Source organism: Maribellus sediminis, from assembly GCF_011799805.1.
In the GTDB taxonomy this organism is placed as follows: domain Bacteria; phylum Bacteroidota; class Bacteroidia; order Bacteroidales; family Prolixibacteraceae; genus Draconibacterium; species Draconibacterium sediminis_A.
In genome coordinates this window covers 846,526-870,460 of record NZ_WXUB01000002.1, presented here as the reverse complement: position 1 = coordinate 870,460, position 23,935 = coordinate 846,526, and the positions used below count along the sequence as shown (strand labels likewise).

At 43.0% G+C, this 23,935-nt stretch carries 20 protein-coding genes; 5 read left to right on the top strand and 15 right to left on the bottom strand.

Annotation, left to right across the window (positions count from 1 at the left end):
* Positions 1-235: 235 nt before the first annotated feature.
* From HFD85_RS09855 to HFD85_RS09840, 4 genes are all read left to right on the top strand, one after another.
* On the top strand, positions 236-808 hold the full coding sequence (locus HFD85_RS09855) for a Crp/Fnr family transcriptional regulator (protein WP_167608417.1): 573 nt from the start codon (positions 236-238) through the stop codon (positions 806-808).
* 93 nt (positions 809-901) lie between these two features.
* Positions 902-1,519 (top strand): YceI family protein, encoded by a 618-nt coding sequence (locus HFD85_RS09850; RefSeq protein WP_167608414.1) that lies wholly within the window; start codon positions 902-904, stop codon positions 1,517-1,519.
* Between the two features lie 24 nt (positions 1,520-1,543).
* On the top strand, positions 1,544-2,440 hold the full coding sequence (locus HFD85_RS09845) for a pirin family protein (protein WP_206081931.1): 897 nt from the start codon (positions 1,544-1,546) through the stop codon (positions 2,438-2,440).
* Position 2,441: 1 nt separating this feature from the next.
* Positions 2,442-3,023 carry a nitroreductase family protein gene (locus tag HFD85_RS09840; RefSeq protein WP_167608411.1) on the top strand — a complete coding sequence of 194 codons (582 nt, stop codon included), beginning with the start codon at positions 2,442-2,444 and terminating at the stop codon, positions 3,021-3,023.
* A 69-nt stretch (positions 3,024-3,092) separates the two neighbouring features.
* Here HFD85_RS09840 and HFD85_RS09835 read toward each other — a convergent pair whose 3' ends face one another.
* From HFD85_RS09835 to HFD85_RS09770, 14 genes are all read right to left on the bottom strand, one after another.
* Positions 3,093-4,412 (bottom strand): citrate (Si)-synthase, encoded by a 1,320-nt coding sequence (locus tag HFD85_RS09835; RefSeq protein WP_167608408.1) that lies wholly within the window; start codon positions 4,410-4,412, stop codon positions 3,093-3,095.
* 32 nt (positions 4,413-4,444) lie between these two features.
* Positions 4,445-5,710, bottom strand: coding sequence for an NADP-dependent isocitrate dehydrogenase (gene icd / locus HFD85_RS09830; protein ID WP_167608405.1), 1,266 nt, complete (start codon positions 5,708-5,710; stop codon positions 4,445-4,447).
* A gap of 158 nt (positions 5,711-5,868) precedes the next feature.
* Complete coding sequence (locus tag HFD85_RS09825; protein ID WP_167608402.1) at positions 5,869-7,095, bottom strand: isocitrate dehydrogenase (NADP(+)); 1,227 nt, start codon at positions 7,093-7,095, stop codon at positions 5,869-5,871.
* Between the two features lie 181 nt (positions 7,096-7,276).
* Complete coding sequence (locus HFD85_RS09820) at positions 7,277-9,538, bottom strand: aconitate hydratase (protein ID WP_167608399.1); 2,262 nt, start codon at positions 9,536-9,538, stop codon at positions 7,277-7,279.
* A 372-nt stretch (positions 9,539-9,910) separates the two neighbouring features.
* Positions 9,911-13,051, bottom strand: coding sequence for a WD40/YVTN/BNR-like repeat-containing protein (locus HFD85_RS09815; RefSeq protein ID WP_167608396.1), 3,141 nt, complete (start codon positions 13,049-13,051; stop codon positions 9,911-9,913).
* A 59-nt stretch (positions 13,052-13,110) separates the two neighbouring features.
* The gene (locus HFD85_RS09810) at positions 13,111-13,863 is read right to left on the bottom strand and encodes an NYN domain-containing protein (protein WP_167608393.1); all 753 of its coding nucleotides are present in this window, start codon (positions 13,861-13,863) and stop codon (positions 13,111-13,113) included.
* 122 nt (positions 13,864-13,985) lie between these two features.
* Entirely contained in the window at positions 13,986-14,741 is a 756-nt protein-coding gene (locus tag HFD85_RS09805; protein ID WP_167608390.1) for a tetratricopeptide repeat protein, read from the bottom strand.
* A 4-nt stretch (positions 14,742-14,745) separates the two neighbouring features.
* Positions 14,746-16,563: a BatD family protein gene (locus tag HFD85_RS09800; RefSeq protein WP_167608387.1), complete on the bottom strand. Its 1,818-nt coding sequence runs from the start codon at positions 16,561-16,563 to the stop codon at positions 14,746-14,748.
* Positions 16,564-16,674: 111 nt separating this feature from the next.
* On the bottom strand, positions 16,675-17,487 hold the full coding sequence (locus HFD85_RS09795; RefSeq protein WP_167608384.1) for a tetratricopeptide repeat protein: 813 nt from the start codon (positions 17,485-17,487) through the stop codon (positions 16,675-16,677).
* A 9-nt stretch (positions 17,488-17,496) separates the two neighbouring features.
* Positions 17,497-18,534 (bottom strand): vWA domain-containing protein, encoded by a 1,038-nt coding sequence (locus HFD85_RS09790; RefSeq protein ID WP_240925032.1) that lies wholly within the window; start codon positions 18,532-18,534, stop codon positions 17,497-17,499.
* 12 nt (positions 18,535-18,546) lie between these two features.
* Positions 18,547-19,554 carry a vWA domain-containing protein gene (locus tag HFD85_RS09785; RefSeq protein WP_167608381.1) on the bottom strand — a complete coding sequence of 336 codons (1,008 nt, stop codon included), beginning with the start codon at positions 19,552-19,554 and terminating at the stop codon, positions 18,547-18,549.
* A gap of 6 nt (positions 19,555-19,560) precedes the next feature.
* Positions 19,561-20,571: a hypothetical protein gene (locus tag HFD85_RS09780; protein WP_167608378.1), complete on the bottom strand. Its 1,011-nt coding sequence runs from the start codon at positions 20,569-20,571 to the stop codon at positions 19,561-19,563.
* A gap of 5 nt (positions 20,572-20,576) precedes the next feature.
* The gene (locus HFD85_RS09775) at positions 20,577-21,455 is read right to left on the bottom strand and encodes a DUF58 domain-containing protein (RefSeq protein ID WP_167608375.1); all 879 of its coding nucleotides are present in this window, start codon (positions 21,453-21,455) and stop codon (positions 20,577-20,579) included.
* 99 nt (positions 21,456-21,554) lie between these two features.
* Entirely contained in the window at positions 21,555-22,550 is a 996-nt protein-coding gene (locus tag HFD85_RS09770; RefSeq protein ID WP_167608372.1) for an AAA family ATPase, read from the bottom strand.
* 248 nt (positions 22,551-22,798) lie between these two features.
* Here HFD85_RS09770 and truA point away from each other — a divergent pair, with 248 nt between their 5' ends.
* A complete protein-coding gene (truA, locus tag HFD85_RS09765) occupies positions 22,799-23,560 on the top strand; it encodes a tRNA pseudouridine(38-40) synthase TruA (protein ID WP_167608370.1) in 762 nt (253 codons plus the stop codon).
* Here truA and HFD85_RS09760 read toward each other — a convergent pair whose 3' ends face one another.
* Positions 23,561-23,932 carry a response regulator gene (locus HFD85_RS09760; protein ID WP_167608367.1) on the bottom strand — a complete coding sequence of 124 codons (372 nt, stop codon included), beginning with the start codon at positions 23,930-23,932 and terminating at the stop codon, positions 23,561-23,563.
* Between the last annotated feature and the right edge of the window lie 3 nt (positions 23,933-23,935).

Genomic DNA, 23,935 nt, shown 5'->3' with positions numbered 1-23,935 from the left:
AAATTTTATAAAGTACAAATATATTATATATTTATGAGGATTTGAAAACCTTACTATTTTATTACGAGACGGTTTTCTGGTGCTTTATGGTTCAGTAGTGTAGGGTAGTGATGTACGGTCAACGGTGCCCTGATTGAAACGATTCGTTTACGGGAGCTCAATAATTACCGTTCTATTCGATTTATCTTTCAAATACCTGTGCAAATTCGTATTTTTGAGCTTCGAATTCAGAAGCATGGAAAATTACGACGTTTTACTTTCTTACTTCAAACATATAAAAGGTGCACCGCTTGAAGCAGCCGAAATGCAAGAGATTACCTCTTATTTTGGGAAGCGTTCCTATAAAAAGAAAACGCTTTTGATGCGTGCAGGGGAAGCCAATACCAAGCACTATTACATTGAAAAGGGTTTGCTGCGTTTGTACATTATCGATCAGAGCGGAAAGGAGTTCAACATTCTTTTTGCTTCTGAACGGCAGTGGATAGGTGACCTTGGAACTCCGGCTGAAACACCTTATTACATTGAAACAGTTGAGGACAGTATCGTTTATTCTATTGCAGAAGAGGATTTTAATGTACTTTACAAACGCTACATTAAACTGGCTCAATATATACGGAAATCGTATGTTTTTCTTCAAAAACGATTTGTCTCCATTCTTTCGAAAACCGCCGAGGAAAATTATGAGGAATTAGTGGCTGATCATCCGGGTCTAATACAACGTCTTCCTCAATACCAAATTTCGTCATACCTGGGTGTGACGCCCGTGTTTTTAAGTAAAATACTTGCAAAAAGAGCAAAAAAAGACTAAAAAGTCTGTATTTATTAAACTAGTTTATTTTTTTCGGTTTTTAGCTGCACTATGTTTGCACTAAAATAATTGTAAATCTAAAAATTGAAAGAAATGAAAAGAGCATTTGTATTTGCAGCAGCAATAGTATTAAGTGCGAGTGTAGCACTCGCATCGGTGAAGCCGGGTGATAAATCGGAATTAAAAGTTGACACCAAAGCCAGCAAGGTTTACTGGACAGGGAAAAAAGTAACTGGCGAGCACACCGGGTATGTTGTAATTGGTGATGGTTCGGTAGTTCTGAAAGACGGTAAACTCGATGGAGGTGTGATCAATATGGATATGACAACAATTGAAAGTACCGATATGCAGGGTGAATGGAAAGATAAATTGGTTGGTCACCTGAAGTCCGACGATTTCTTTTCGGTTGAAAAACACCCGGTGGCAACTTTAAAAGTTAAATCAGTAAAAGCATCAGGCGCTAAAAGTGTTGTAACGGGCGACCTGACCATTAAAGGAATTACCCACGAAGTTGAATTCCCGGTAGAAACAAAAGTTGTTGACGGTACCTTAATTGCAAGCGGAACTGCAGTACTCGACCGTACAAAATGGGACATTCGTTTTCGTTCGGGTAAATTTTTCACCGATTTGGGCGACAACCTGATATACGACGAATTTGAGATTAAATTCGACCTGGTTGCCAAATCAGCTGAAGAACTTACTTCGCTTTAATAAAAAGACATAAAACATTAAACAATGAGTAGATCCGGTAATTTAAACCGGTATAGTGGGGAAGAGGAACCAGGCCGAAAGGCTTTAGTTACCGGAGTTGGAATACTGGCGTTTTCGCTGGTATTCGGCTTCGGTGAACTTTTTGCCCAGTCAACTTCGGGCACACAAACAGAAACAGAACAAGAAAGAGAGGAGAAAATCATGAAAACAATTTTGCACAAAGCTGATTCACGGGGGAGTGCCGATCATGGTTGGTTGAAAACGTATCATACGTTCAGTTTTGCCAATTATTACAATGCTGAACGTGTCCACTTTGGAACCTTACGGGTTTTGAACGACGATTATGTAGCAGCGGGAAAAGGTTTCGGAATGCACCCTCATGACAACATGGAAATTATTACGATTCCCCTGGAAGGTGACCTGGAGCATAAAGACAATATGGGGAACAATGAAATCATTAAACAAGGCGATGTTCAGGTAATGAGTGCCGGTACAGGGGTCTACCACAGCGAATTCAATCCGAATGATGATAAGGCTGTAAAGCTGCTTCAGATTTGGGTATTCCCGAATAAAAAGAATGTGACGCCCCGTTACGATCAAATTTCACTCCGTGATATTAAAAAGGAAAACGAGTTTTACCAGATACTTTCTCCAAATCCTGAAGATCAAGGTGTTTGGATCCATCAAAATGCCTGGTTCAACCTGGCAACTTTTGAGGAAGGAAAGCAAAGTACTTACAAATTAAATGATTCTGAAAACGGAGTTTACGTTTTTGTGATTGAAGGTGAAGTATCGATTAACGGACAACAACTCGAACGAAGAGATGGTTTGGGGATTTGGAATGTTGATGAACTTGAAGTTACTAGTAATACCAGTTCGAGACTATTATTGATGGAAGTCCCGATGCAAATAAACAATTAAAATGGAAACACTGGAAATCAAAAAACCTTTTACCGAAACAGCTATTGACCCATTGATTCAGAAAAGATGGAGTCCGAGGGCATTTTCGCAGGATCTTATTTCTGAAGAAACAATAAACAGCATTTTCACGGCAGCATCGTGGGCCCCGAGTGCCATGAATGAACAGCCCTGGCAATATATTTATGCTGAACGTGGAACGCCTGCTTTCGACCAGCTGTGGGATTGTTTGATGGAGGGAAACCAGCCCTGGACCAAAGATGCAGCTGTTATTTTTGTTGCCTTGTATAACAGGTATTACGAACGTAACGGAAGGGTAAACCGAAATGCGGCGCACGACCTGGGAATGGCTAATGCCCAGTTGCTTTTACAGGCAGCATCACAGGATGTTTACGGTCATATTCTGGGAGGTTTTGATGCAGACCGGTTGATTGATACACTGGAATTATCAGATGATCAGGTTCCATTTTGTATGGGAGTACTTGGTTACCTTGGTAATCCTGACGATCTGGAAGAACCTTACCGTTCGAGGGAAAGAGCTAAACGAAGCAGAAAAGAGCTGAATGAGTTTGTAACAAAGCTGTAAATAGCGAATACGTCATGAAAATAAAAAACCCGGCCATCGAGCCGGGTTTTTTTATGCTTATATCAGTTATTAGCATTCTCCGGGAGTGCCTTCAGCCCGTTCTTTGAACCAGCTAAGCGGGTACGAAGTAGGACGTTCGATTGGCATACCGTAAATACGGTCGTTAACCAACGATGCCAATACACCAAGTGAACGTGAAACACCAAACAGCACAGTGTAGAATGTATATTCTTTTATACCATAATGGTAGAGTAATGCTCCGCTGTATGCATCCACGTTTGGCCATGGATTTTTGATCTTTCCAACCGATCCTAAAATTGGTGGAACCACACGATACAGTTGATTAGCAAGGTTCACCATTTTGTCGTCTTTTATGTATTTATCGGCAAATTTTTGCTGAGCCGTAAAACGTGGATCAGTTTTTCTAAGAACTGCGTGTCCGTATCCCGGAATTACCCGGCCACTTTCCAGCGTTTTCTTACAATAATCAGCAACCTGTTCGTCGGTTGGAGTATCTGTATCCAATTGTTCGATCATCTCAAAAATCCAGAAAATAACATCCTGGTTGGCGAAACCGTGCAAGGGACCGGCCAATCCTGTCATGGCAGCAGCGTAAGCATAATATGGATTGCTTAAAGCCGAACCTACAAGGTGAGCTGTGTGTGCTGATACGTTTCCACCTTCATGGTCGGCATGGATCAGCATGTACAAACGGAACAAGCGACGAATATCTTCAGAGTCGAAACCCATCATGTGTGCCAGGTTTCCGGCCCAGTCGAGACGTGGATTAGGTTGAATATGATCGCTGTTGTAGAACTGACGACGATAAATGTATGCTGCGATACGAGGTAAACGTGCGATGAGGTTCATTATATCCTCGTAGGTCGCATCCCAAAAATACTTTTTATTAACCCCTGCACGATATGCCTTTTGAAAGGTCGATTCAGTTGCCATCGATAATATGGCTGCACTGAATTGTGTCATTGGTTTCGAACTTTTTGGCATGGCGTCAATCACATCGAAAGTGTGTTGTGGAACGTGAGCCCTGGTAGCCAGGTCTCTTGATAAGTTCATCGCATCTTCATGCGACGGTATTTCGCCAATCAACATCAAATAAAGCAGTCCTTCGGGAAGTGGTTCTCCTTCGGGATTAATTTTAGGAAGTTTTTCCTGCAATTCAGTAATCGAATATCCTTTAAAACGGATTCCTTCTTCAGGATCTAATTTTGATGTGTCGGTTACCAGGAGCGGAATTCCTTTCATTCCGGTAAGTACTTGTCCGAGTGTTACTTGCCCTAAAACGACGTCGGCATGTTCGTTTTTAAGTCGTTGAAACTCCTTAGCGCACTTATTGGCTTTCTGATAAAATCTGTACTTAATGTATTCCATCTGTTTTAGTTATTATGTTATTCGTCTAATTCTTAATGAATATTTTTAATGATCTCATCCGCAAATTCGGAAGTCGACAATAAAGTGGCACCTTCCATTTGCGCGTGCAGATCGGAAGTTACTTTACGTTTTGCAAAAACGTGTTCCAGTGCATCGTAAACGTGCTCTGCTGCTTCATCCCATCCAAGGTATTCGAGCATCATTACTCCTGAAAGTATTAAGGAACCCGGATTTGCTTTTCCTGTTCCGGCAATATTTGGAGCAGTACCGTGCGTAGCTTCAAAAATAGCGTAACCACTGTTGTAATTGATGTTGGCTCCCGGCGAAATTCCGATTCCGCCAACCATCGCTGCCAGCTGATCGGAGATATAATCACCGTTCAGGTTCATTGTAGCGATTACTGAGTGATCCCAGGGGTGTAGCAACGATTCCTGTAAAAACGCGTCGGTTATGCAGTCTTTTACGATAACCTTGCCGGCTGATTTTGCTTCTTCCAAAGCTTTGTCGGCATCCAGCTGACCTTTGTCTTTTTTCAGGTTTTCGTATTGCCGCCAGGTAAATGTCTGTTCGCCAAATTCCGTCTCTGCCAGATCGTAACTCCAGTTTTTAAAAGCGCCTTCGGTATATTTCATAATATTGCCCTTGTGAACAATGGTTACCGAAGGTAAATTCCGCTGAACGGCATATTCAATGGCTGCTTTTGTTAATCGTTCCGAACCGTCTTTCGATATTGGTTTAACACCGAATGACGAGGATTCCGGAAAACGAATTTTATCAACACCCATTTCATTGATCAGAAAATCGCGGAACTTCTTGTTTTTTTCATCGCCAACCTGGTATTCAATACCGGCATAAATATCTTCTGTGTTTTCCCTGAAAATATGCATATCGACCAGCGAAGGGTAGCGAATAGGAGAGGGCACGCCCTTGAACCAGCGCACCGGACGCAGGCAAACATAAAGATCGAGAGTCTGCCGCAAGGCCACATTCAACGACCGGATACCTTCGCCAACCGGTGTTTGCAGCGGTCCTTTAATTCCGATCAGGTATTCCTTAAAAGCATCCAGAGTTTCTTCCGGAAGATAATTGCCTGTTTCCTTATAAGCTTTTTCTCCCGCCAAAACCTCTTTCCACATAAGCTGCCGGGTAGCTCCATACGCTTTTTTTACAGCGGCATCGATTACCCTTTGAGAAGGTCCGGTAATGTCTTTCCCAATTCCATCGCCCTCGATAAAAGGTATGGTGGGTTTATCGGGAACGATCAGCTTACCGTCTTCTATTTTTATTCTATCTGACATTTACATTTTTTTCTTTCAAATTATTTTTTCACGCTGATTATGCCAATTTACGCAGATTCAGGTTAGTTTCATTTTGCTTTTAAGATACTATTTTTTCTTATTAAAACTCAAAACAACACATAAATGCAATCAGCCCATTCTGCGCTATCTGCGTGCATCTAATTCAGCTTTGCCTGTAAATTTTCATCCAGTGCTTCCAGAAATTGTTCTGTGGTTAAGTAATGCTCTTCTTTTAATGCTTTACCATGAACGATCAGCGCGAGGTCTTTGGTCATTTTCCCAGATTCCACCGTTTCGATACATACTTCTTCAAGTGCATGCGCAAATTTGATCAGTTCCTCGTTTTCGTCGAGTTTGCCACGGAATGCCAGCCCACGGGTCCACGCAAAAATGGATGCGATTGGATTGGTAGATGTTGGTTTTCCCTGCTGGTGTTGACGGTAATGACGTGTAACGGTTCCGTGCGCTGCTTCAGCTTCCATGGTATGCCCGTCAGGCGTAACCAGTGTTGAAGTCATCAAACCAAGCGAACCAAATCCCTGGGCAACAGTATCGCTCTGTACGTCGCCGTCGTAGTTTTTACAGGCCCAAACAAAACCACCTTCCCATTTTAGTGCAGCGGCTACCATATCATCGATCAAACGATGTTCGTAGGTGATTCCGGCTTCTTCAAAATGCTCTTTAAACTGCGTTTCGTAAACTTCCTGGAAGATGTCTTTGAAACGACCATCGTAAGCTTTCAGAATGGTATTTTTTGTTGACATGTACAACGGCCATTTTTTCTCAAGGGCCATATTCATGCATGAACGTGCAAATCCGCGAATCGATTCATCAGTGTTGTACATCGACATTGCTACACCGTCGCCTTCAAAATCGTAAACTTCGTACGAAATAGGCTCACTTCCATCTTCAGGAGTAAAGGTGATGGTCAGTTTCCCTTTTCCTTTGGTCACAAAGTCGGTGGCTTTATACTGATCGCCAAAAGCATGACGACCAATGCAAATAGGTTTTTTCCATCCCGGTACCAGGCGGGGTACATTCTGAATCATAATGGGTTCACGGAAAACGGTTCCTCCAAGTATATTACGAATCGTTCCGTTGGGCGACCGCCACATTTTCTTTAAGCCAAATTCTTCAACCCTGGCTTCGTCGGGTGTAATGGTGGCGCATTTTACGCCAACACCATATTTATGGATTGCATTTGCTGCATCAATGGTAATCTGGTCGTTGGTTGCATCGCGGCTTTCCATTCCCAAATCATAATATTTCAGTTCAATGTCAAGATAGGGAAGGATCAATTTTTGTTTAATAAAATCCCAGATTACCCGGGTCATCTCATCACCGTCGAGTTCTACGACCGGATTTTGTACCTTAATTTTTTGCATGGTCTACTTAATTAATTTACTGGTTATTTAATTTTTGATTGTGTTTCAATCTACTTATTCTATGTGGCGCATGGTTGCCTGAGATTTTCGATCTACTGAATTGGATGCACCTTGCTGCTATTTTGAGTTTGTTCCCCGGGCTGAAGCCCGGGGTTATTCAAGTTTTATCCTTTCAGGATTATTATGCATTTTGTTGTTTGATCAGATTCAAAGCCGAACCTGCCTTAAACCACTCAATCTGTTGCTGATTGTAGGTGTGATTCAACTTGATCGTGTCTTTTGAGCCATCCGCGTGAACTGCTTCAATGGTCAGCTGTTTGTTGGGTGCGAAATCAACCAGATCGATAAAGTTGAACGTATCGTCTTCCTGGATCAGATCGTAGTCGTTTTCATTGTCGAATGTCAATCCGAGCATACCCTGTTTTTTGAGGTTGGTTTCGTGAATACGTGCAAACGATTTAACGATTACCGCTTTCACTCCCAGGTGACGTGGCTCCATAGCAGCGTGCTCACGTGACGATCCTTCACCGTAGTTCTGGTCGCCAATAACAACTGTAGGAATTCCATGTTCTTTATACTGACGCTGAACTTTTGGAACTTCATCGTATTCGCCGGTCAGTTGATTTTTAACCGAGTTGGTTTCTCCGTTAAAGGCATTCACAGCACCGATCAGCATATTGTTTGAAATGTTATCGAGGTGCCCGCGGTAACGCAACCATGGTCCGGCCATTGAAATGTGGTCGGTAGTACATTTCCCGGCTGCTTTTATCAGCAGTTTTGCTCCTGTAATATTTTCTCCACTCCACGGAGCGAATGGTGTGAGCAATTGCAAACGGTTTGAGTCTTCTGCTACGCTCACAACAACTCCTGAACCATCTTCGGCGGGAGCCTGGAAGCCGGGATCTGCAACGTCAAAACCTTTGGTAGGAAGTTCGTATCCGGTTGGTTCATCCAGTTTAACTTCTACGCCATCTTTGTTGGTCAGGGTGTCGGTAATCGGATTAAAATCCAGTTTTCCGGCAATAGCCAGTGCTGTTACCAGTTCAGGCGAGGTAACAAAAGCATGGGTATTCGGATTACCGTCAGCACGTTTCGAGAAGTTACGGTTAAACGAGTGAACGATGGTGTTTTTCTCCTGTTTGTCGGCTCCTTCGCGTGCCCACTGTCCGATACAAGGACCACAGGCATTGGCAAATACTTTTCCTCCGATCTTTTCAAACGTATCAATAAATCCATCGCGTTCGATGGTATAACGAACCTGTTCCGATCCCGGAGTGATGGTAAATTCAGCTTTTGTGATCAGGCCTTTTTCTTCAGCCTGTTTGGCAATTGAGGCTGCACGCGAGATGTCTTCGTACGAAGAGTTGGTACAGCTACCAATTAAACCAACCGAAACCTCCATCGGCCAGCCGTTTTCCTTGGCCACTTTTTTCATTTCTGAAACAGGTGTAGCGCGGTCGGGAGTGAACGGACCATTTACATGTGGTTCCAGTTTCGACAAATCGATCTCGATCAACTGATCGTAATAGTTTTCGGGATTCTCATAAACTTCAGGATCCGAATCCAGGTCAGCTTTTATTTTGCTGGCAGCTTCTGCAACCTCGGCACGTCCTGTTGCTTTCAGGTAACGTTCCATGCTTTCGTCATAGGCAAAAATACTGGTGGTGGCACCCACTTCGGCGCCCATGTTGCAAATGGTTCCTTTACCGGTTGCCGAAAGCGATTTTGCACCTTCGCCAAAATATTCGATAATGGCACCGGTTCCACCCTTAACGGTAAGAATCCCGGCCACTTTCAGTATAATATCCTTTGGAGCGGTCCAGCCATTCAGTTTGCCGGTGAGTTTTACACCGATCATTTTTGGCATTTTAAGTTCCCAGGCCATTCCTGCCATCACGTCAACGGCGTCGGCACCGCCAACACCAATGGCTACCATTCCCAATCCTCCTGCATTTACGGTATGCGAGTCGGTTCCGATCATCATTCCCCCCGGGAAGGCATAATTTTCGAGCACTACCTGGTGAATGATTCCGGCACCCGGTTTCCAGAAACCGATTCCGTATTTATTGGAAACCGATTCCAAAAAGTCGAATACCTCTTTATTGGCAGTTTTTGAAACCGTAAGGTCGGTTTTACCCTCAACATGTGCCTGAATAAGGTGATCGCAGTGAACGGTTGAAGGAACCGCCGTTCGGGGCTTCCCTGAGTTTATAAATTGAAGAAGTGCCATTTGTGCCGTAGCATCCTGCATGGCAACACGGTCGGGTGCAAAATCAACATAATCGGCACCTCGTTTAAACGTTTCTAATTCCTGTGTTTCGAAAAGATGTGCATATAAAATCTTTTCGGCGTAGGTCATTGGCCGATTCAGTAATTTTTTGGCCTTGCTCACTTTCCCGGGTAATTCCGAGTAAACTTTTTTGATAAGATCTAAATCGAACATAAGATATTGTAATTTTTTTGAATGTCGCTATAGCAATAATAGTCGCAATTTGTAACAACAAATTCCCTGAAAAGTTGAAGCAAATGCGATAGATTTTAACACTTTCAGTTCAAATTAATTGATTCATTGGTTTCATAAAAAAAGCGAAATCGGGGAAATATGTTTGTAACATAAATCACATAATTTCATAATGCTGTCCTTGAAACATAAAAATGTCTTCAAAGGTTGCATAAGATAGTAAATTCTGACGATTTGGCGAAAGTAAACACGGCTCAAAATCAAAGGATAATCAGCTTGTCAGAAAAACGAAAAGAAAATATCAAAAACGCAAAAATTAGGTCTTGGTTGTAATAAATCGATTCCGGAGATTGATTATTCTTTCAGTTGAACTGCCGGAATTTTAGCATCCCATATCATTTTATTCAGCTTCGGAATGTCATCGGTTTTTATTTTCCTAAATGCTTCCAGCTGTTTATCAATCTGCTTAGTTAATTCATTTTTCACCGCTATCGACTGATCTGTCGGGCGGGCATCACTGTATGCAACAACTGAGGCAACTCCTGCCAGCTTATCGTTCAAACGAATCGGGAAGTTCAACGGATCCTGATTACTTTTGTTTTTTGTTTGGTAGAGTGCCTTCTCAATCACATCCATTTTGGTTGTAATCGACTTAATTTCATCAAGAATATTCTGATGTTGCTCTTTATCCATCTTTTCTTTTGCAGCATTGAGTTGCTCTTTTGCAGCCCTGATATCTAATATGCATTGATGCGTTTCTGTGAGCTTGTCGCGAATTTCTATTAAAATGTCAAACTGAAGCCGGTAATCTTCCTCCGTGCTACTATAAGTTGGTACAGGAAGTATTTCAAAGGATTTCTCAACAGAAACTGAATCGACACTCAGTTTGGCCATGTATGTTCCGGGAATGGCTACCGGCCCGTCCAGACCACCGCTCCACATAATTAGTCCGGGAAAACCTTCGGCGCCCGGATACCGCAGATTCCATGCAAAGCGATTAAGTCCTTTTTTTACTTCAAGTTTAGCTAAATCAAGATTGTCTTTTATTTGTTTATCCGAAGCATGATTGCTAAAAGTCATTATCGGAGTTTGGTTTTCATCGAGAATCTCCAGTGTTACTTTTGTTGAATCCGTTTTCTCTTTTAGCCAGAAATCAATAACCGCACCTGAAGGTGGGTTTTTACCACTGTTGTTGCCACCTCTTCCGGCCAAAATACGGTAGGAGTCACTTTGATCAAGCAAGGCAAAATCTTTATCGAGCAAATCCTTATCGAGTTGATGGAGCGTGGTAATATCATCCAAAATATACAAACCACGTCCTTGTGTTGCCACTATCAAATCGTTGTTTTTAATGGTGAGATCGGTAATCGGAACAACCGGTAAGTTCAGTTGGAAAGGTTGCCACAGTTCTCCATCGTTAAACGAAATATACATGCCACTTTCCGTTCCGGCAAACAATAAGCCGGCTTTGTTTTTATCGGCTCGGATTACACGTGTAAAATGGTCGTTCTCAATTCCTGTTGTGATCTTTGTCCAGGTAAGACCATAATCAGTTGTTTTATATAGATAAGGTGTGAAATCGTCGTTTTTATAAGAAGTAGCAGCTATATACAATCCACCCTTTTCAAAAGGATGAGGTTCAATGCTGTTGATCATCGTCCACTCGGGCATGACTGAACTCGGCGGAGTAACATTTTCCCAGCTTTCACCACCGTTGCGAGTAACATGGATCAGGCCGTCGTCGCTACCTGCCCAAATTACACCGGGTTCCAGCGCCGATTCGCAAGCAGCGAAAATGGTTCCGTAATACTCAACACTGGTATTGTCTTTAGTGATAGGACCACCAGAAGCTCCCATTTTTGTTGTGTCGTTTCGGGTCAGGTCAGGGCTGATCTGAGTCCAGCTTTGTCCTTCATTGTCGGTCTTAAAAAGTACATTCGCGGCGCAATACAAGGTATTTTCGAAATGCGTTGAAAAGAAGATCGGGTAATTCCATTGAAAACGGTATTTGATATCTTTGGCAGCCCAGCCCATTGGATTGTCGGGCCAAACATTGATCATCCTGCTTTCACCGGTTTTATGATTTTGCTGAACGAGGTAACCTCCATACGATCCTCCGTAAACAATATCCGGATTCTTCGGATCAGGTGCTATAAAACCACTTTCGCCACCGGCGGTTGGCTCCCAGTCGTCTTCGGAAATTCCCGATGATAAACTTCGGTGCGGAATCCGTACGGTTGAATTATCCTGCTGTGCTGCATAAATGCGGTAGGGGAAATGATTATCGGTGGTTACACGGTAAAACTGTGCGGTTGGCTGGTTCATCATGGTCGACCAGTTGTGGCCGCCATCCAATGTTACCTGTCCGCCACCATCGTCGGCAATTATCATTTGTTTATCGTCGGATGGCGAGATCCAGAGATCGTGATGATCGCCGTGCGGTGTTCGTATCGAAGAAAATGATTTACCTCCATCCTTCGATTTCCAGAACTGGACATTTAAAACATAAACCACATCTTCATTTTGAGAGTCGGCATAAATACGGCTGTAATACCAGGCACGCTGGCGTAAGTTGCGGTCATCGTTGGTTTTTATCCATGTTTTTCCGGCATCATCCGAGCGGAAAACCCCGCCATTTTCTGCCTCAACAATTGCCCACAAACGATTTCGTTTTACGGGTGAGGCGGTAACTCCGATGATTCCCAAAGTTCCTTCAGGCAATCCTTTATTGTTGCTGATTTTTTCCCAATTGTCGCCGCCATCGGTACTTTTCCAAAGATCGGAACCTTCGCCGCCGCTTTCCAGACTGTAAGGAGTTCGGCGTACTTTCCAGGTTGATGCATAAAGAACCAGTGGATTAAACGGATCGATGATCAGATCAACGGCACCTGCATCTTCACTAACAAACAGTACTTTTTCCCAGCTGTCTCCGCCGTCTTTTGACCGGTATACTCCTCTTTCTTCATTGGGGCCAAAAGCATGACCCAAAACGGCTGCATAAACCAGGTCAGGATTTTTGGGGTGAATGCGAATACGAGGAATGTATTGTGCTTCCTTTAAACCTTTGTATTCCCATGTTTCCCCGGCATCATTCGATTTCCAAACGCCATAACCATGCGAAACATTTCCACGAATCGTGACTTCACCGCCTCCAACATAAATAATGTTGTTATCCGAAGGTGCTACTGAAACTGCCCCGATAGTCCCGCCAAAATAATTGTCGCTGATGTTCGACCAGCTTTGTCCGGCATCTTCAGTTTTCCATACTCCGCCACCGGTTGTTCCCATGTAATACAATTCAGGATTCCCGTCTACTCCACATACTGCTGCCGAACGGCCTCCCCTGAATGGCCCGATGCTACGGTATTCCAGATTGCTGAATGCCGAAGTGTCAGGAACTGCAGTTGTGGCTTTTTGATCTTTTTTACTGAATCCGATGCTTGAGATTCCCAGCATTAATGCGGAAAATACAACGATTGATTTTACGCGGAGCATTTTCATAAAATTGATGTGGTTAATTTGGTTTAATCTAATAAGAATAAGTAAAGAAGTGTTTAATTCCTGCCTTTTTTGTTTCGTACATAGATCAGTTTGAATTTCCCTTTGTAACTGTCGCGTTGATCGATCTCGAATTTGCCAATGGAATTTATCAGTGGGGTTAACTTTTCAAAACCATAGTTTCGTGAATCGAAGTTTGGCTGTTTCTTTTGAAGCAAACTTCCAACATCGCCCAGGAATGCCCAACCATCTTCGTCGGCCAGGTCGTAAATGGTGGAAGAAATCAGGCGTACAACTTTCGGAGTAATTTTGTCGTATTCGCGTTTCTCCTTTGCTTTTGGTTTCGCAGATGTACTTTCGCTTTCTTCTTCGTTCTTTTTCAAAATCTCGATGTAAATAAACCGATCGCAGGCGACGATAAAGGGATCGGGAGTTTTCTTTTCGCCAAGGCCGATCACTTTCATTCCGGCTTCGCGCAGTCGGGTTGCAAGGCGCGTAAAATCGCTGTCGCTCGAAACCAGGCAGAAGCCATTTACCTGTCCGCTGTATAATATGTCCATGGCATCGATGATCATGGCCGAGTCGGTAGCATTTTTACCGCTGGTGTAGCCATATTGTTGAATAGGAGTAATGGCATTTTCGAGCAGCAGGTTTTTCCACTTGGCAAGAAAAGGTTTGGTCCAGTCGCCATAAATGCGTTTGATGGTGGGATTGCCGTACTTGGCAATTTCTTCCATCATTTCTTTTACATAGGCCGAAGGAATATTGTCGCCGTCGATAAGAACGGCCAGTTTTATGTCAGTTTCCATAAATTATTTTTTTCAGATGTAATAAAGGTAACCTGTAAATTGGATCTGAACAAAAATGCAGGCACAATCTTTCTGTGGGACTTAGAAATGGAAACAGAAAATGTATTTGCAGCGACTGAAATCTATATTTTTACAATGCAGGAATCAGGCAGCCAGCCTTCGTTACCATCGGCCAGTTTAATTTCTTTCCAGGTATTTAAACTGTCGGTGATTTCTACTTTCAGGCCTTCGTAAATTAAAAACAGATCGGTGCCACTCTCACGCGGTGAACTTTTAACGGTTACCCGTGGACAAAAAACAATGGCGCTTTTACGTTCCACTATTTTCTTTTTTTGCTTGGCTGCAAACGAAAATGTGAAGCCTGAAAAAATAATCACCAAAATTCCGAGCCAGAAGGATAAGCGACGGACGCCCGGAATTCTGCTAAAAAGAAACAAACCGAGCAGAACCAGGAACGCTATAAATGATGCAGCACTGATGTAGGCCCAGGTATCGGCAGAATGTTTGTTGATAACCGAAGTTCTCCAGCGCAAAAAGAAAGGCTGGGGAAGTGGTTCTATTTTGGTGACTACAAACTGGTTGGCAATTTGCAGGTTAAATGCAATGTCTTTATCCTGCGGTGCAAGTAGTTTTGCCCGTTCGTAATTCAAAATAGCATTGTTTATGTCGCCTGCTTTGTAATAGGCATTGCCAAGGTTGAAATACAATTTGGCCGATTCTTCGCCGGAACTCAGGATCTGCTCGTATATTGAAATGGCCTGCTGGTATTCTTCAGTGGTATAATAGGCATTGGCTTTTTCCCAAAGCTGTGTATTTTCTTCCTGCGCTGAAAGTAAGCCAGGAATAACAAGGATCAGGATTAAAATATATTGTTTCATTTCTTTACCTTTTTATTTGTTTTTCCATTCGGCCCATGGTCGATTCTGCTTTTTTGTAGAGCTCGTGTCGGGCTTCAGAACCTCCGGTTGGTGCATAGCGTGCGAATTCGCATTGTTCAACCACGTCAACAAAATCGGCGATCACTTCTTCCGAAACGTTTTTCGACTGCAAACGTGCTACTGCAGTTTCCCGTTTTAAATCGGCAACAGGAATGGCCAGTTTATCACTTAAATATCCTTCGAAAGCTTTCAGAATGGCTTCGTGGAAAGCTTCGTTGTTGTTTTGCTTCATAAAGGCTGCGGCACTTTTCAGTCGTTTAATGGCCACACGGTTCGCCTTTTTGTTTCGCATCAACGCGATGTTGGCATTCTCGCGGGCTTTTTTCCGATAAATGATGTACAGTACCACAAATAACAATGCACTTAGAATATAAACCAGGTAAAACAGTGTACTTCCGAAAAATGAACTTCCACGGCTTTTTAGCGACGGACTGCCTTGTTTGATGTAGCGAATATCCTGTCCAATCAGCTGTACATCCTGTTTACGCAGCGAACTAACCACTGTGGCCGACTGTTCTTCGGTTCCTTTTTCAACATGCAGCGAATAAGCCGGAGTTGATTTGGTTACATATTGCCCGGTGGCCGGATTGAAGTAGGTAAACGGAATGGCCGGAATAGTATAATCACCTTCGAAACGTGGCTGGAACAGGTATTCGATAGTTTTGCTACCTGAAGCACCATTATTTCCTGCTTTCACATTGTCGGTGGCTTTTGGATCGTAAACTTCAAAATCGCTTGGCAATTTGAGTTCCGGCGTCCGTATCAGGCGAATATTTCCATTCCCCGAAATTTTTACAGTTAGCGTAACAGCGTCGTTTGTTGTTACATCCTCGCCGCTTATTTCTGATGTAATGTTGAAATTACCAACGCCACCAAGGAAATTAGCAGGTGCCGGTGGCAGGTCTTTTACGTTTACCGTTACCGCTTCGCTTGTAATTGGTGCTTTCACAGTACGGTAATTATCGAAAAAATCATCGAAGAAACTACGCGCCTGTGTACGTTGGCGAACCAGCAGTGCCATACTAAACGGTTCTATCCTGAGTGTGCCGTTTTGTTGTGGAAACAGGATGGTCTTTTTCAAAACACCAACCTGGTAAATTTTATCGTTGTAAACTTCGCGCGTCATATTTATCTGACCCGGAATTTCAATGTCCTGTGTGTAAAAACCTTCGTAGGTAGGAAGATTTACATCGGCAAAGTTTGTTATTGGAATCTCGGGATTTGCATATAGTTTCACTATTGCAATAATTTGCTCACCACGGTAGGGATTACGATTGCTGAGTTCAACACGAACGAACAGGTTGTCTTTTCCAAGGTCGACATTCGAAGCAGAACCACCTTGCTGCGTTTGTCCGCCACTTTGTGGTTGGCTGGGTTGCGAGTTGGCTTTTACAACCTGAATTTTTAAGGAATTCGATTCAACAATTTCACCATCCACTTCAATAGAAGCCGGTCGGATTTCAAACGTTCCTTCTTTTGTGGCCCTGAGGATATAGGTATAAGAATATGTGGTGCTTGAACGTCCGTTAATATTTTGATAGCTGGTTCCTGTACTTGGTCCCATCAGAATTTGGAAATTGTCGTTTAATCCGGGTGGAAGCTGAAGTTTCGATCCACGCTGGTTTAAGGTAAAACTCAGTCGGAATTGTTTACCGTTTTCCACGGCATTTGGTGCCGACATGGTAAATCGGACATCCTGAGCCTGCGCTCCAAGCACCAGGAAAAATAAAATGAAATATGTTGCTAATCGTTTTATCATCATCTTAAAAGCCTACAAAATTATTATTTTTTAGCTTCGAGCCTCAAGCTTAAAGCTTCAAGCTTTTTTTATACAAATCAAGCATCCAGTATCAAGTATCCAACATCCGGTTAATTACCATTCTTTTTCGGTACGTGTTCGTTTGGCTTTAGCCGCCTTTGCTTTTTTTACTTTATCCTGAATATCGCGCTCATCGTTTTCAAGCGCCTGCAACAACTGTTCGGCATCCTGTTTCGAAATTTTGTTCTGCTGAGGCTGCTGTTTTTGTTGCTGATCCTGTTTTTGCTGATCTTTATTTTGATTCTGCTGATCCTTATTTTGCTGATCCTTGTTCTGGTCTTTATTCTGATCTTTGTTTTGCTGGTCCTGGTTTTGGTCCTGATTCTGCTGATCTTTATTCTGATCCTTGTCTTGATCTTTGTTCTGGTCCTTATTCTGATCTTTGTTTTGTTGCTGCTGCTGTTGTTCCTGTTGTTTTTTCAGCATTTGCGCATAAGCCAGGTTGTATTTTGTTTCCAGATCAGAAGGATTTTCGCGAAGTGCTTTTTTATAAGATTCAATACTTTCGTCGAGTTTTTGCTGCATCAGCTGTGTGTTTCCAAGATTATGGTTGGCAAAGGCGCGTTCAACAGGCTCCTCCATTTTCTCTGCCAGTTCCGAGAATTTTCCTTCGGCTTCTTCAAAACGTTGCTGCTTGTATAAAGCATCGGCCAGGTTGTAATTCCATTTCTGGTCGTTGGGGCGTTTATTTAAAGCTTTGCGGTATTCGGTTTCGGCATTGGCAAATTTTACCGAATCGATTTTGGTGGTATCGCGCACCGCATCCATAAACAACTTGTTTCCGTTGCGAACAAACTTGCGTTCGTTTTGTGCGAAAACTGCCACGGAAAGCGTCATCAAAATGGTCAGTAATATCGTTCTTCTCATGTTCATCTCCTATTTTGTTCCAAACAAATTGATGTTTTTCAGGTATTTGTTTTTACGCTCCAGAATTACGAATTCGAGCAAGAGTAAAAACAATCCAATCGCAAAGAAATACTGGAACTGGTCGTCGTACTCCGAAAAAGTACGGGTTTCCATTTCCTGTTTTTCCATGTTATTTATTTCATCGAAAAGGGCGTTTAATCCTACCTGTGCATTGTTTGCACGAACATAAATTCCTTCTCCGGCAGCGGCGATTTGTTCCAGCATTTGTTCGTTCAGCTTGGTTACCACCACTTTACCGTCGCGGTCTTTCAAATAATCGGTCTGGCCGTTTCTCAGCACCGGAATTGGTGATCCCGAGGGAAGTCCCATTCCAATGGTGTGAACCACAATACCGTCTTCAAGAGCCGATTTAGCCGCCGAGATGGCATCATCTTCGTGGTTTTCGCCATCAGTAATTACGATAATGGCTTTGTTGGCCTCACCATCGGGTGTAAACGAGCGGTGTGCCAGATCAATTGCAGCACCAATTGCAGTTCCCTGTTTTGGAACGATTTGCGTGTTCACTGCATTCAGAAACAATTTTGCTGAATTATAATCTGTGGTTATTGGTAACTGTGTATAAGCGTCGCCGGCAAAAACAATCAGTCCGATTTTGTCATCTTTCAAACGATCCACAAGCCTTGAAATGGCGCGTTTTGCGCGTTCCAAACGGTTGGGTTGAATGTCTTCGGCCATCATACTGTTCGAAACATCCAGCGCGATGATGAGTTCAACACCTTCGCGTTTTTCGGTTTTCAATTTCGATCCAAATTGAGGGCGGGCAATTCCAGCCACAAAAAAGGCGAGTGCAAGCATCAGTATGATAAACTTTAAAACCGGACGGTTTTTCGAGCGGAACGGCATTAATTCTTCCAGAATTTCACTGCTTCCGAATTTCTTTAGTGCCCGGCGTCTTGAAATACGCGACCAGGTATAAAATACGATCAACACAGGAATGATCAACAGTCCCCACAAGTATTCGATATTTCCAAATCTAAACATTTCCATACGTAATCTCCTTTATGGGATGCTTCTGAAAACGGTTACCCGCAGCAGAAGACTTAGTATCAAAAACAGTGCCCCCAACAGCGCAAACGGTAAAAATTCTTCTGATTTCCGGCTGAATTCGCGAACTTCTATTTTTGATTTTTCCAGTGCATCAATTTCTTTATAAATCTCTTCGAGTTTAGTATTGCTGGTAGCCCTGAAATAGCGGCCGTCGGTGATGGAAGAAATCTCCTGAAGCGTTTCTTCATCAATTTTTACTTCCATATCGCGTAACTGTGTTTGCACACCAAAGGGTGTTTGCACTTGCACAGGGTAGGGAGCAGTTCCAATGCTTCCCACACCAACCGTATAAACACGAATACCAAATGTCTTTGCAATCTCGGCAGCAGTAACCGGTGCCACTTCACCACGGTTGTTCTCACCATCTGTCAGCAAAATTACCACCCGGCTGATGGCTTCGCTGTCTTTTAAACGGGCCACAGCAGTTGCAAGTCCGTTACCGATGGCAGTACCGTCTTCAATCATTCCGCTTTGAATGTCTTTGAACAGGTTCAGCAAAACAGCACGGTCAGTAGTCAGCGGACATTGTGTAAATGCTTCGCCGGCAAAAACCACCAGGCCCATGCGGTCGTATTCGCGGCCGGAGATAAATTCCATGGCCACATTTTTGGCTGCTTCCAGGCGGTCGGGCTGAAAATCCTGTGCCAACATACTGCTCGAAATATCGAGTGCAATTACAATATCAATACCTTCAGTGGTTTGTTTTTCCCAGTTTTTCGACGATTGCGGCCTTGCCAGCACTACTACAAAAAAGCTGATCGCTATCAGCAGAAATACAAAAACCAAGTGTCGTAAATAATAACGAATTCCTTTCGGGGCTTTAAATACCGAAGCAGTTGTTGAAATACGAATGCTTGCGGTACTTCTTTTTTGCCTGAAAATGTACCAGACCGTCATGGGTAGCAATACCCATAAAATATGGAACAGTTCCGGGTTCTTAAATGTCAATCCTTCAAACATCCTCTCTTATTTTATTTCAACTTCTTCAACGTTATCGTCTTTCTTTTCTACTCCTGTGCCTTTGCCTTCCACCTTTTTCTGTTCTTCTTTCTTTGTTTCATTCACAAAGAAATAGGCATTTACCAGCGACAGGTTGTCATCGTCGGGCAGGGGAGTGTATTTGGCAAATTTTACCAGGTCGGCCACTTGCAATATCTGGCTGAGGTTGGCGAAATTCTTATCGCTCAGCAGGTTTTTCTGCGCACGGAAACTGTCCAGTATTTCATCGGTAACCTGCTCCATGGCCCGAATTGCAAAACGGTCTTCAATATAAATACGCAGAGCGTCAGTCAATTCGCTGTAATATTGTTTTGTTTTGCCTTTCTGCCAGATCTTTTCAGCTTTTATCCGATCAAGTTCACGCAAAGCAACAACGTGTGCAGGCTGCTTGGGCTTCGGTGGCCGTGCAAAAATCGGTTTGTTCTTTTTCTTCCGTTTGATGGAATACAAGAGGAAGAAAATAATGGCTCCGATCAGAATCACTCCTAAAATATAAGGCGTAACTTCTTTTAGTGTGAGCGGCGCACCGTAAGGCATTTTAATATCTGTCGGGCCTTTGGTGGTGTCAATTTGCATGGAATATACATTCAAATTAACTCCGTTACTCGGTACCGAGTCGATGTTGCCGTCCATGTTTATTTTAAACCAGTAAGGCGGGATGCGGTAGCTGCCACTGTCGAAACTTGTGATGGTGTAAGCCTGAATTTGTTTCATGAACTTTTCATCGTCAGCTTCAAAAGTGTCGATTCCTGAACGACCTAAAACTTCAATTAATCCGCCGTTGATAGAATCCGGCACCTGCGGAAATTCAATGCTCACAGATTTCGGATGTTCGATCTCGAGGAAAAGTTTTACCTGATCGCCAATCAGAATATTGGCCGAATCGAGGCTGGCCGTAGCTTTTATGCGCTGAGCCTGAGCCTGACCTGCAAGAACTGCCGCGAAAAAAATCAGTATTATTTTGAGTCTTAACTTCATTGCTTTTATTTCAATGCTCTTTTTTTGAAAAGGGTCATCAACGATCTTACATAGTCTTCACGGGTGTTGATGGAAACATAATCGACGCCACATTTCTTGAACATTACATCCATTTTTTTTGCATGGTCCAGCCACCATTTTGAATAGATCTGTCGGGTTCGGCGCGAGCTGCTGTCGACCCAAACATATTCGCCGGTTTCGGCATCTTTAAACTTCACCATGCCAATGGGCGGAAGTTCGGTTTCGCGTTCGTCGTAAATTTTTAAAGCCACCACATCGTGTTTGTTGTTGGCAATCGACAAGGATTGCTCCAGCCCCGGATTATCATCGATAAAGTCGGAAATAACAAAGGCGGTACAACGCTTTTTAATGGCATTGGTGAGGTATCGAATCGCACCGGTAATGTCAGTCTCGCTGTTTTCAGGTTCAAAATCGATCAACTCGCGAATAATGCGCAAAATGTGACTTTTCCCTTTTTTAGGTGGAATAAATTTCTCAATGGTATTCGAAAAAAAGATCACGCCAATTTTATCGTTGTTCTGTATGGCCGAGAACGATAAAATAGCCGAAAGCTCGGTTATGACATTCTTTTTGAACTTTTCGAAAGATCCGAAATCACGCGACCCGCTGACATCGATTAGCAACATCACAGTCAGTTCGCGTTCTTCCTCGAAAATCTTTACATACGGATGGCTGTAGCGTGCAGTAACGTTCCAGTCGATGTTACGAATATCGTCGCCAAACTGGTATTCGCGTACTTCCGAGAATGCCATTCCCCGCCCTTTAAAAGCACTGTGGTATTCTCCCGCAAAAATGTTTCGCGAAAGTCCACGTGTTTTGATCTCAATCTTCCGTACTTTTTTTAATAAATCTGTTGTCTCCATTTATGAGTTCAAAGTTTAAAGCCCGCCTGAACGACCCAGTCGGGCAGGTTCAAAGTAGTGTTTGAACAACTGCAAACTGTGACTGTCAACCGCGACTTTTTATGGTACTTCAACAGTATTCAGAATATCGGTAATAATTTCTTCTGAAGTGATATTGTTGGCCTCAGCTTCGTAGCTTAATCCAATACGGTGACGAAGCACATCGGGACAAACCGCACGAACATCCTCAGGAATTACATAACCACGGCGCTTGATAAAAGCGTAGGCTTTGGCGGCCTGTGCCAGGCTGATTCCTGCCCTTGGCGACGCTCCGTACGAGATCATGTCCTGGTATTTTTCGAGTTTGTACTCTACCGGTTCGCGGGTGGCAAATACAATGTCTACAATGTACTTCTGGATTTTTTCGTCCATGTATACGTCTTTTACCACATTTCGCGCTTTAATAATATCTTCTGGCGCAAGAATGGTGCTGGTTTCCGGAAACTGGCTCAGCAGGTTCTGGTTGATGATTGCACGTTCTTCGTCTTTTTTCGGATAATTGATCACCACCTTCAGCATAAAACGGTCGACCTGTGCTTCAGGCAGCGGATAAGTACCTTCCTGCTCAATCGGGTTTTGAGTTGCCATAACCAAAAATGGTTCATCGAGTTTGAAGGTGTTGTCGCCGATCGTTATCTGGCGTTCCTGCATGGCTTCGAGCAATGCCGACTGCACTTTTGCGGGAGCACGGTTGATCTCGTCTGCCAGAATGAAGTTGGCAAAGATCGGCCCTTTTTTTATGGTAAATTCTTCTTTTTTCTGACTGTAAATCATGGTACCCAGCAAGTCGGCAGGTAGTAAGTCGGGCGTAAACTGAATACGCGCAAATTTGGCGCTGATTGTTTTTGCCAGCGACTTAATGGCCAGTGTTTTTGCCAATCCCGGAACACCTTCGAGCAAAATGTGACCGTTTGATAACAGACCGATCATTAAGCTTTCTACCAGGTGTTTCTGACCCACAATTACTTTGTTCATTTCCATGGTTACCATGTCGACAAATGAACTTTCCTTCTGAATCCGTTCGTTCAATTCTTTGATATCAACTGCTTGATTCATATTTCCTATAAATTTGTTTGCTAATTTTTTACGAAGGCACGAATTTAAGTCATTATGACATTTATTGCCCTATTCTTTTGTTAAAAAAAATTAAGTAACGCAGAAACGAAATATGATGTTAACAAAGAATAACAGCTTATTAGGAATTCATTAAGATTTCGCCTGGGTTCTCTGGACTTAATTTCAAAGTAAAGTGTCGCTGGTTTTCTTCCAATAATGTATTTACTTTGCTGACTAAAGAGCAAAATATGCCACAACGCTACTTTCTACAATGCAGTTATAACGGAACCAGGTACCATGGGTGGCAGGTACAGCCCAATGCCGTTTCGGTGCAGGAAGTGTTGGAAAAAGCACTGTCAACCATATTGCGTGAAGAAGTTGCTGTTGTTGGCGCCGGCAGAACAGATACCGGCGTGCACGCTTCGTTTTATATGTTGCATTTCGAAGTAACGAAGCCGGTTGCTGAAAATTTTGATCTGGTTTACAAACTCAACAGTTTTCTTCCCGAAGATGTTGCGGTACAGCGTTTATGGACCGTTGATGAAGAAGCACATGCACGTTTTAGTGCTTTGTCGAGAACCTACCATTACTATATTACCACCGCGAAAGATCCCTTTTCTATTGAAACAGCCTATCGTTATTCTTTGCCGCTCGATGTGGAAAAAATGAATGAGGCTGCGAAACTTTTATTCGATTACGAAGATTTTACCAGCTTTAGCCGTTTGCACACCGACGTTAAAACAAACAATTGTAAAATTTATCAGGCTGAATGGAAGACTGAAGGAGATCAGTTGATTTTTGTGATTAAGGCCGATCGATTTTTAAGAAATATGGTACGGGCCATTGTTGGAACTTTGCTCGAGATTGGCAAAGGGAAATTATCGTTGGAAGATTTCAAACAGATAATTGAAAAAAAGGATAGGGGAGCAGCGGGAGCATCAGCTCCAGCAAAAGGTCTTTTTTTGGTAGATGTGGAGTATCCAAAATCGATGATGGTAGATGCAGGTTAATTAGTTACTTTGCTCGGGACAGTCTATCTCTTTGTCAATCTCCTTAAGGTTAAAGGGCTTTCTGAAATATTTTCGAATCAACATACTGTCGAGAGCTTCCTGAATTTCATCAGAAATATCGAACCCGGAAAGTATATAGTACGAGATATTTGGTTTTATCCTGGCACTGGCCTTAATGAATTCAATACCATCCATATAGGGCATTCGCATATCACTGATCACGGCACAAATGTCGCAGGTGTTTCTTATGATTTCCAGCCCGGTTATTCCGCTTTCAGCAGTTAAAATTTCGTATTTTTTTGAAAGATTGGCCCGAAATAACATCAGGTTCAGAGGTTCGTCATCGACATATAATATTTTAGGCTTAATCATCGG

Coding starts and splice junctions, on each gene's coding strand:
- HFD85_RS09855 (WP_167608417.1), top strand. CDS start 236: ATGGAAAATTACGACGTTTTACTTTCTTACTTCAAACATATAAAAGGT.
- HFD85_RS09850 (WP_167608414.1), top strand. CDS start 902: ATGAAAAGAGCATTTGTATTTGCAGCAGCAATAGTATTAAGTGCGAGT.
- HFD85_RS09845 (WP_206081931.1), top strand. CDS start 1,544: ATGAGTAGATCCGGTAATTTAAACCGGTATAGTGGGGAAGAGGAACCA.
- HFD85_RS09840 (WP_167608411.1), top strand. CDS start 2,442: ATGGAAACACTGGAAATCAAAAAACCTTTTACCGAAACAGCTATTGAC.
- HFD85_RS09835 (WP_167608408.1), bottom strand. CDS start 4,412: ATGGAATACATTAAGTACAGATTTTATCAGAAAGCCAATAAGTGCGCT.
- icd (WP_167608405.1), bottom strand. CDS start 5,710: ATGTCAGATAGAATAAAAATAGAAGACGGTAAGCTGATCGTTCCCGAT.
- HFD85_RS09825 (WP_167608402.1), bottom strand. CDS start 7,095: ATGCAAAAAATTAAGGTACAAAATCCGGTCGTAGAACTCGACGGTGAT.
- HFD85_RS09820 (WP_167608399.1), bottom strand. CDS start 9,538: ATGTTCGATTTAGATCTTATCAAAAAAGTTTACTCGGAATTACCCGGG.
- HFD85_RS09815 (WP_167608396.1), bottom strand. CDS start 13,051: ATGCTCCGCGTAAAATCAATCGTTGTATTTTCCGCATTAATGCTGGGA.
- HFD85_RS09810 (WP_167608393.1), bottom strand. CDS start 13,863: ATGGAAACTGACATAAAACTGGCCGTTCTTATCGACGGCGACAATATT.
- HFD85_RS09805 (WP_167608390.1), bottom strand. CDS start 14,741: ATGAAACAATATATTTTAATCCTGATCCTTGTTATTCCTGGCTTACTT.
- HFD85_RS09800 (WP_167608387.1), bottom strand. CDS start 16,563: ATGATGATAAAACGATTAGCAACATATTTCATTTTATTTTTCCTGGTG.
- HFD85_RS09795 (WP_167608384.1), bottom strand. CDS start 17,487: ATGAGAAGAACGATATTACTGACCATTTTGATGACGCTTTCCGTGGCA.
- HFD85_RS09790 (WP_240925032.1), bottom strand. CDS start 18,534: ATGGAAATGTTTAGATTTGGAAATATCGAATACTTGTGGGGACTGTTG.
- HFD85_RS09785 (WP_167608381.1), bottom strand. CDS start 19,554: ATGTTTGAAGGATTGACATTTAAGAACCCGGAACTGTTCCATATTTTA.
- HFD85_RS09780 (WP_167608378.1), bottom strand. CDS start 20,571: ATGAAGTTAAGACTCAAAATAATACTGATTTTTTTCGCGGCAGTTCTT.
- HFD85_RS09775 (WP_167608375.1), bottom strand. CDS start 21,455: ATGGAGACAACAGATTTATTAAAAAAAGTACGGAAGATTGAGATCAAA.
- HFD85_RS09770 (WP_167608372.1), bottom strand. CDS start 22,550: ATGAATCAAGCAGTTGATATCAAAGAATTGAACGAACGGATTCAGAAG.
- truA (WP_167608370.1), top strand. CDS start 22,799: ATGCCACAACGCTACTTTCTACAATGCAGTTATAACGGAACCAGGTAC.
- HFD85_RS09760 (WP_167608367.1), bottom strand. CDS start 23,932: ATGATTAAGCCTAAAATATTATATGTCGATGACGAACCTCTGAACCTG.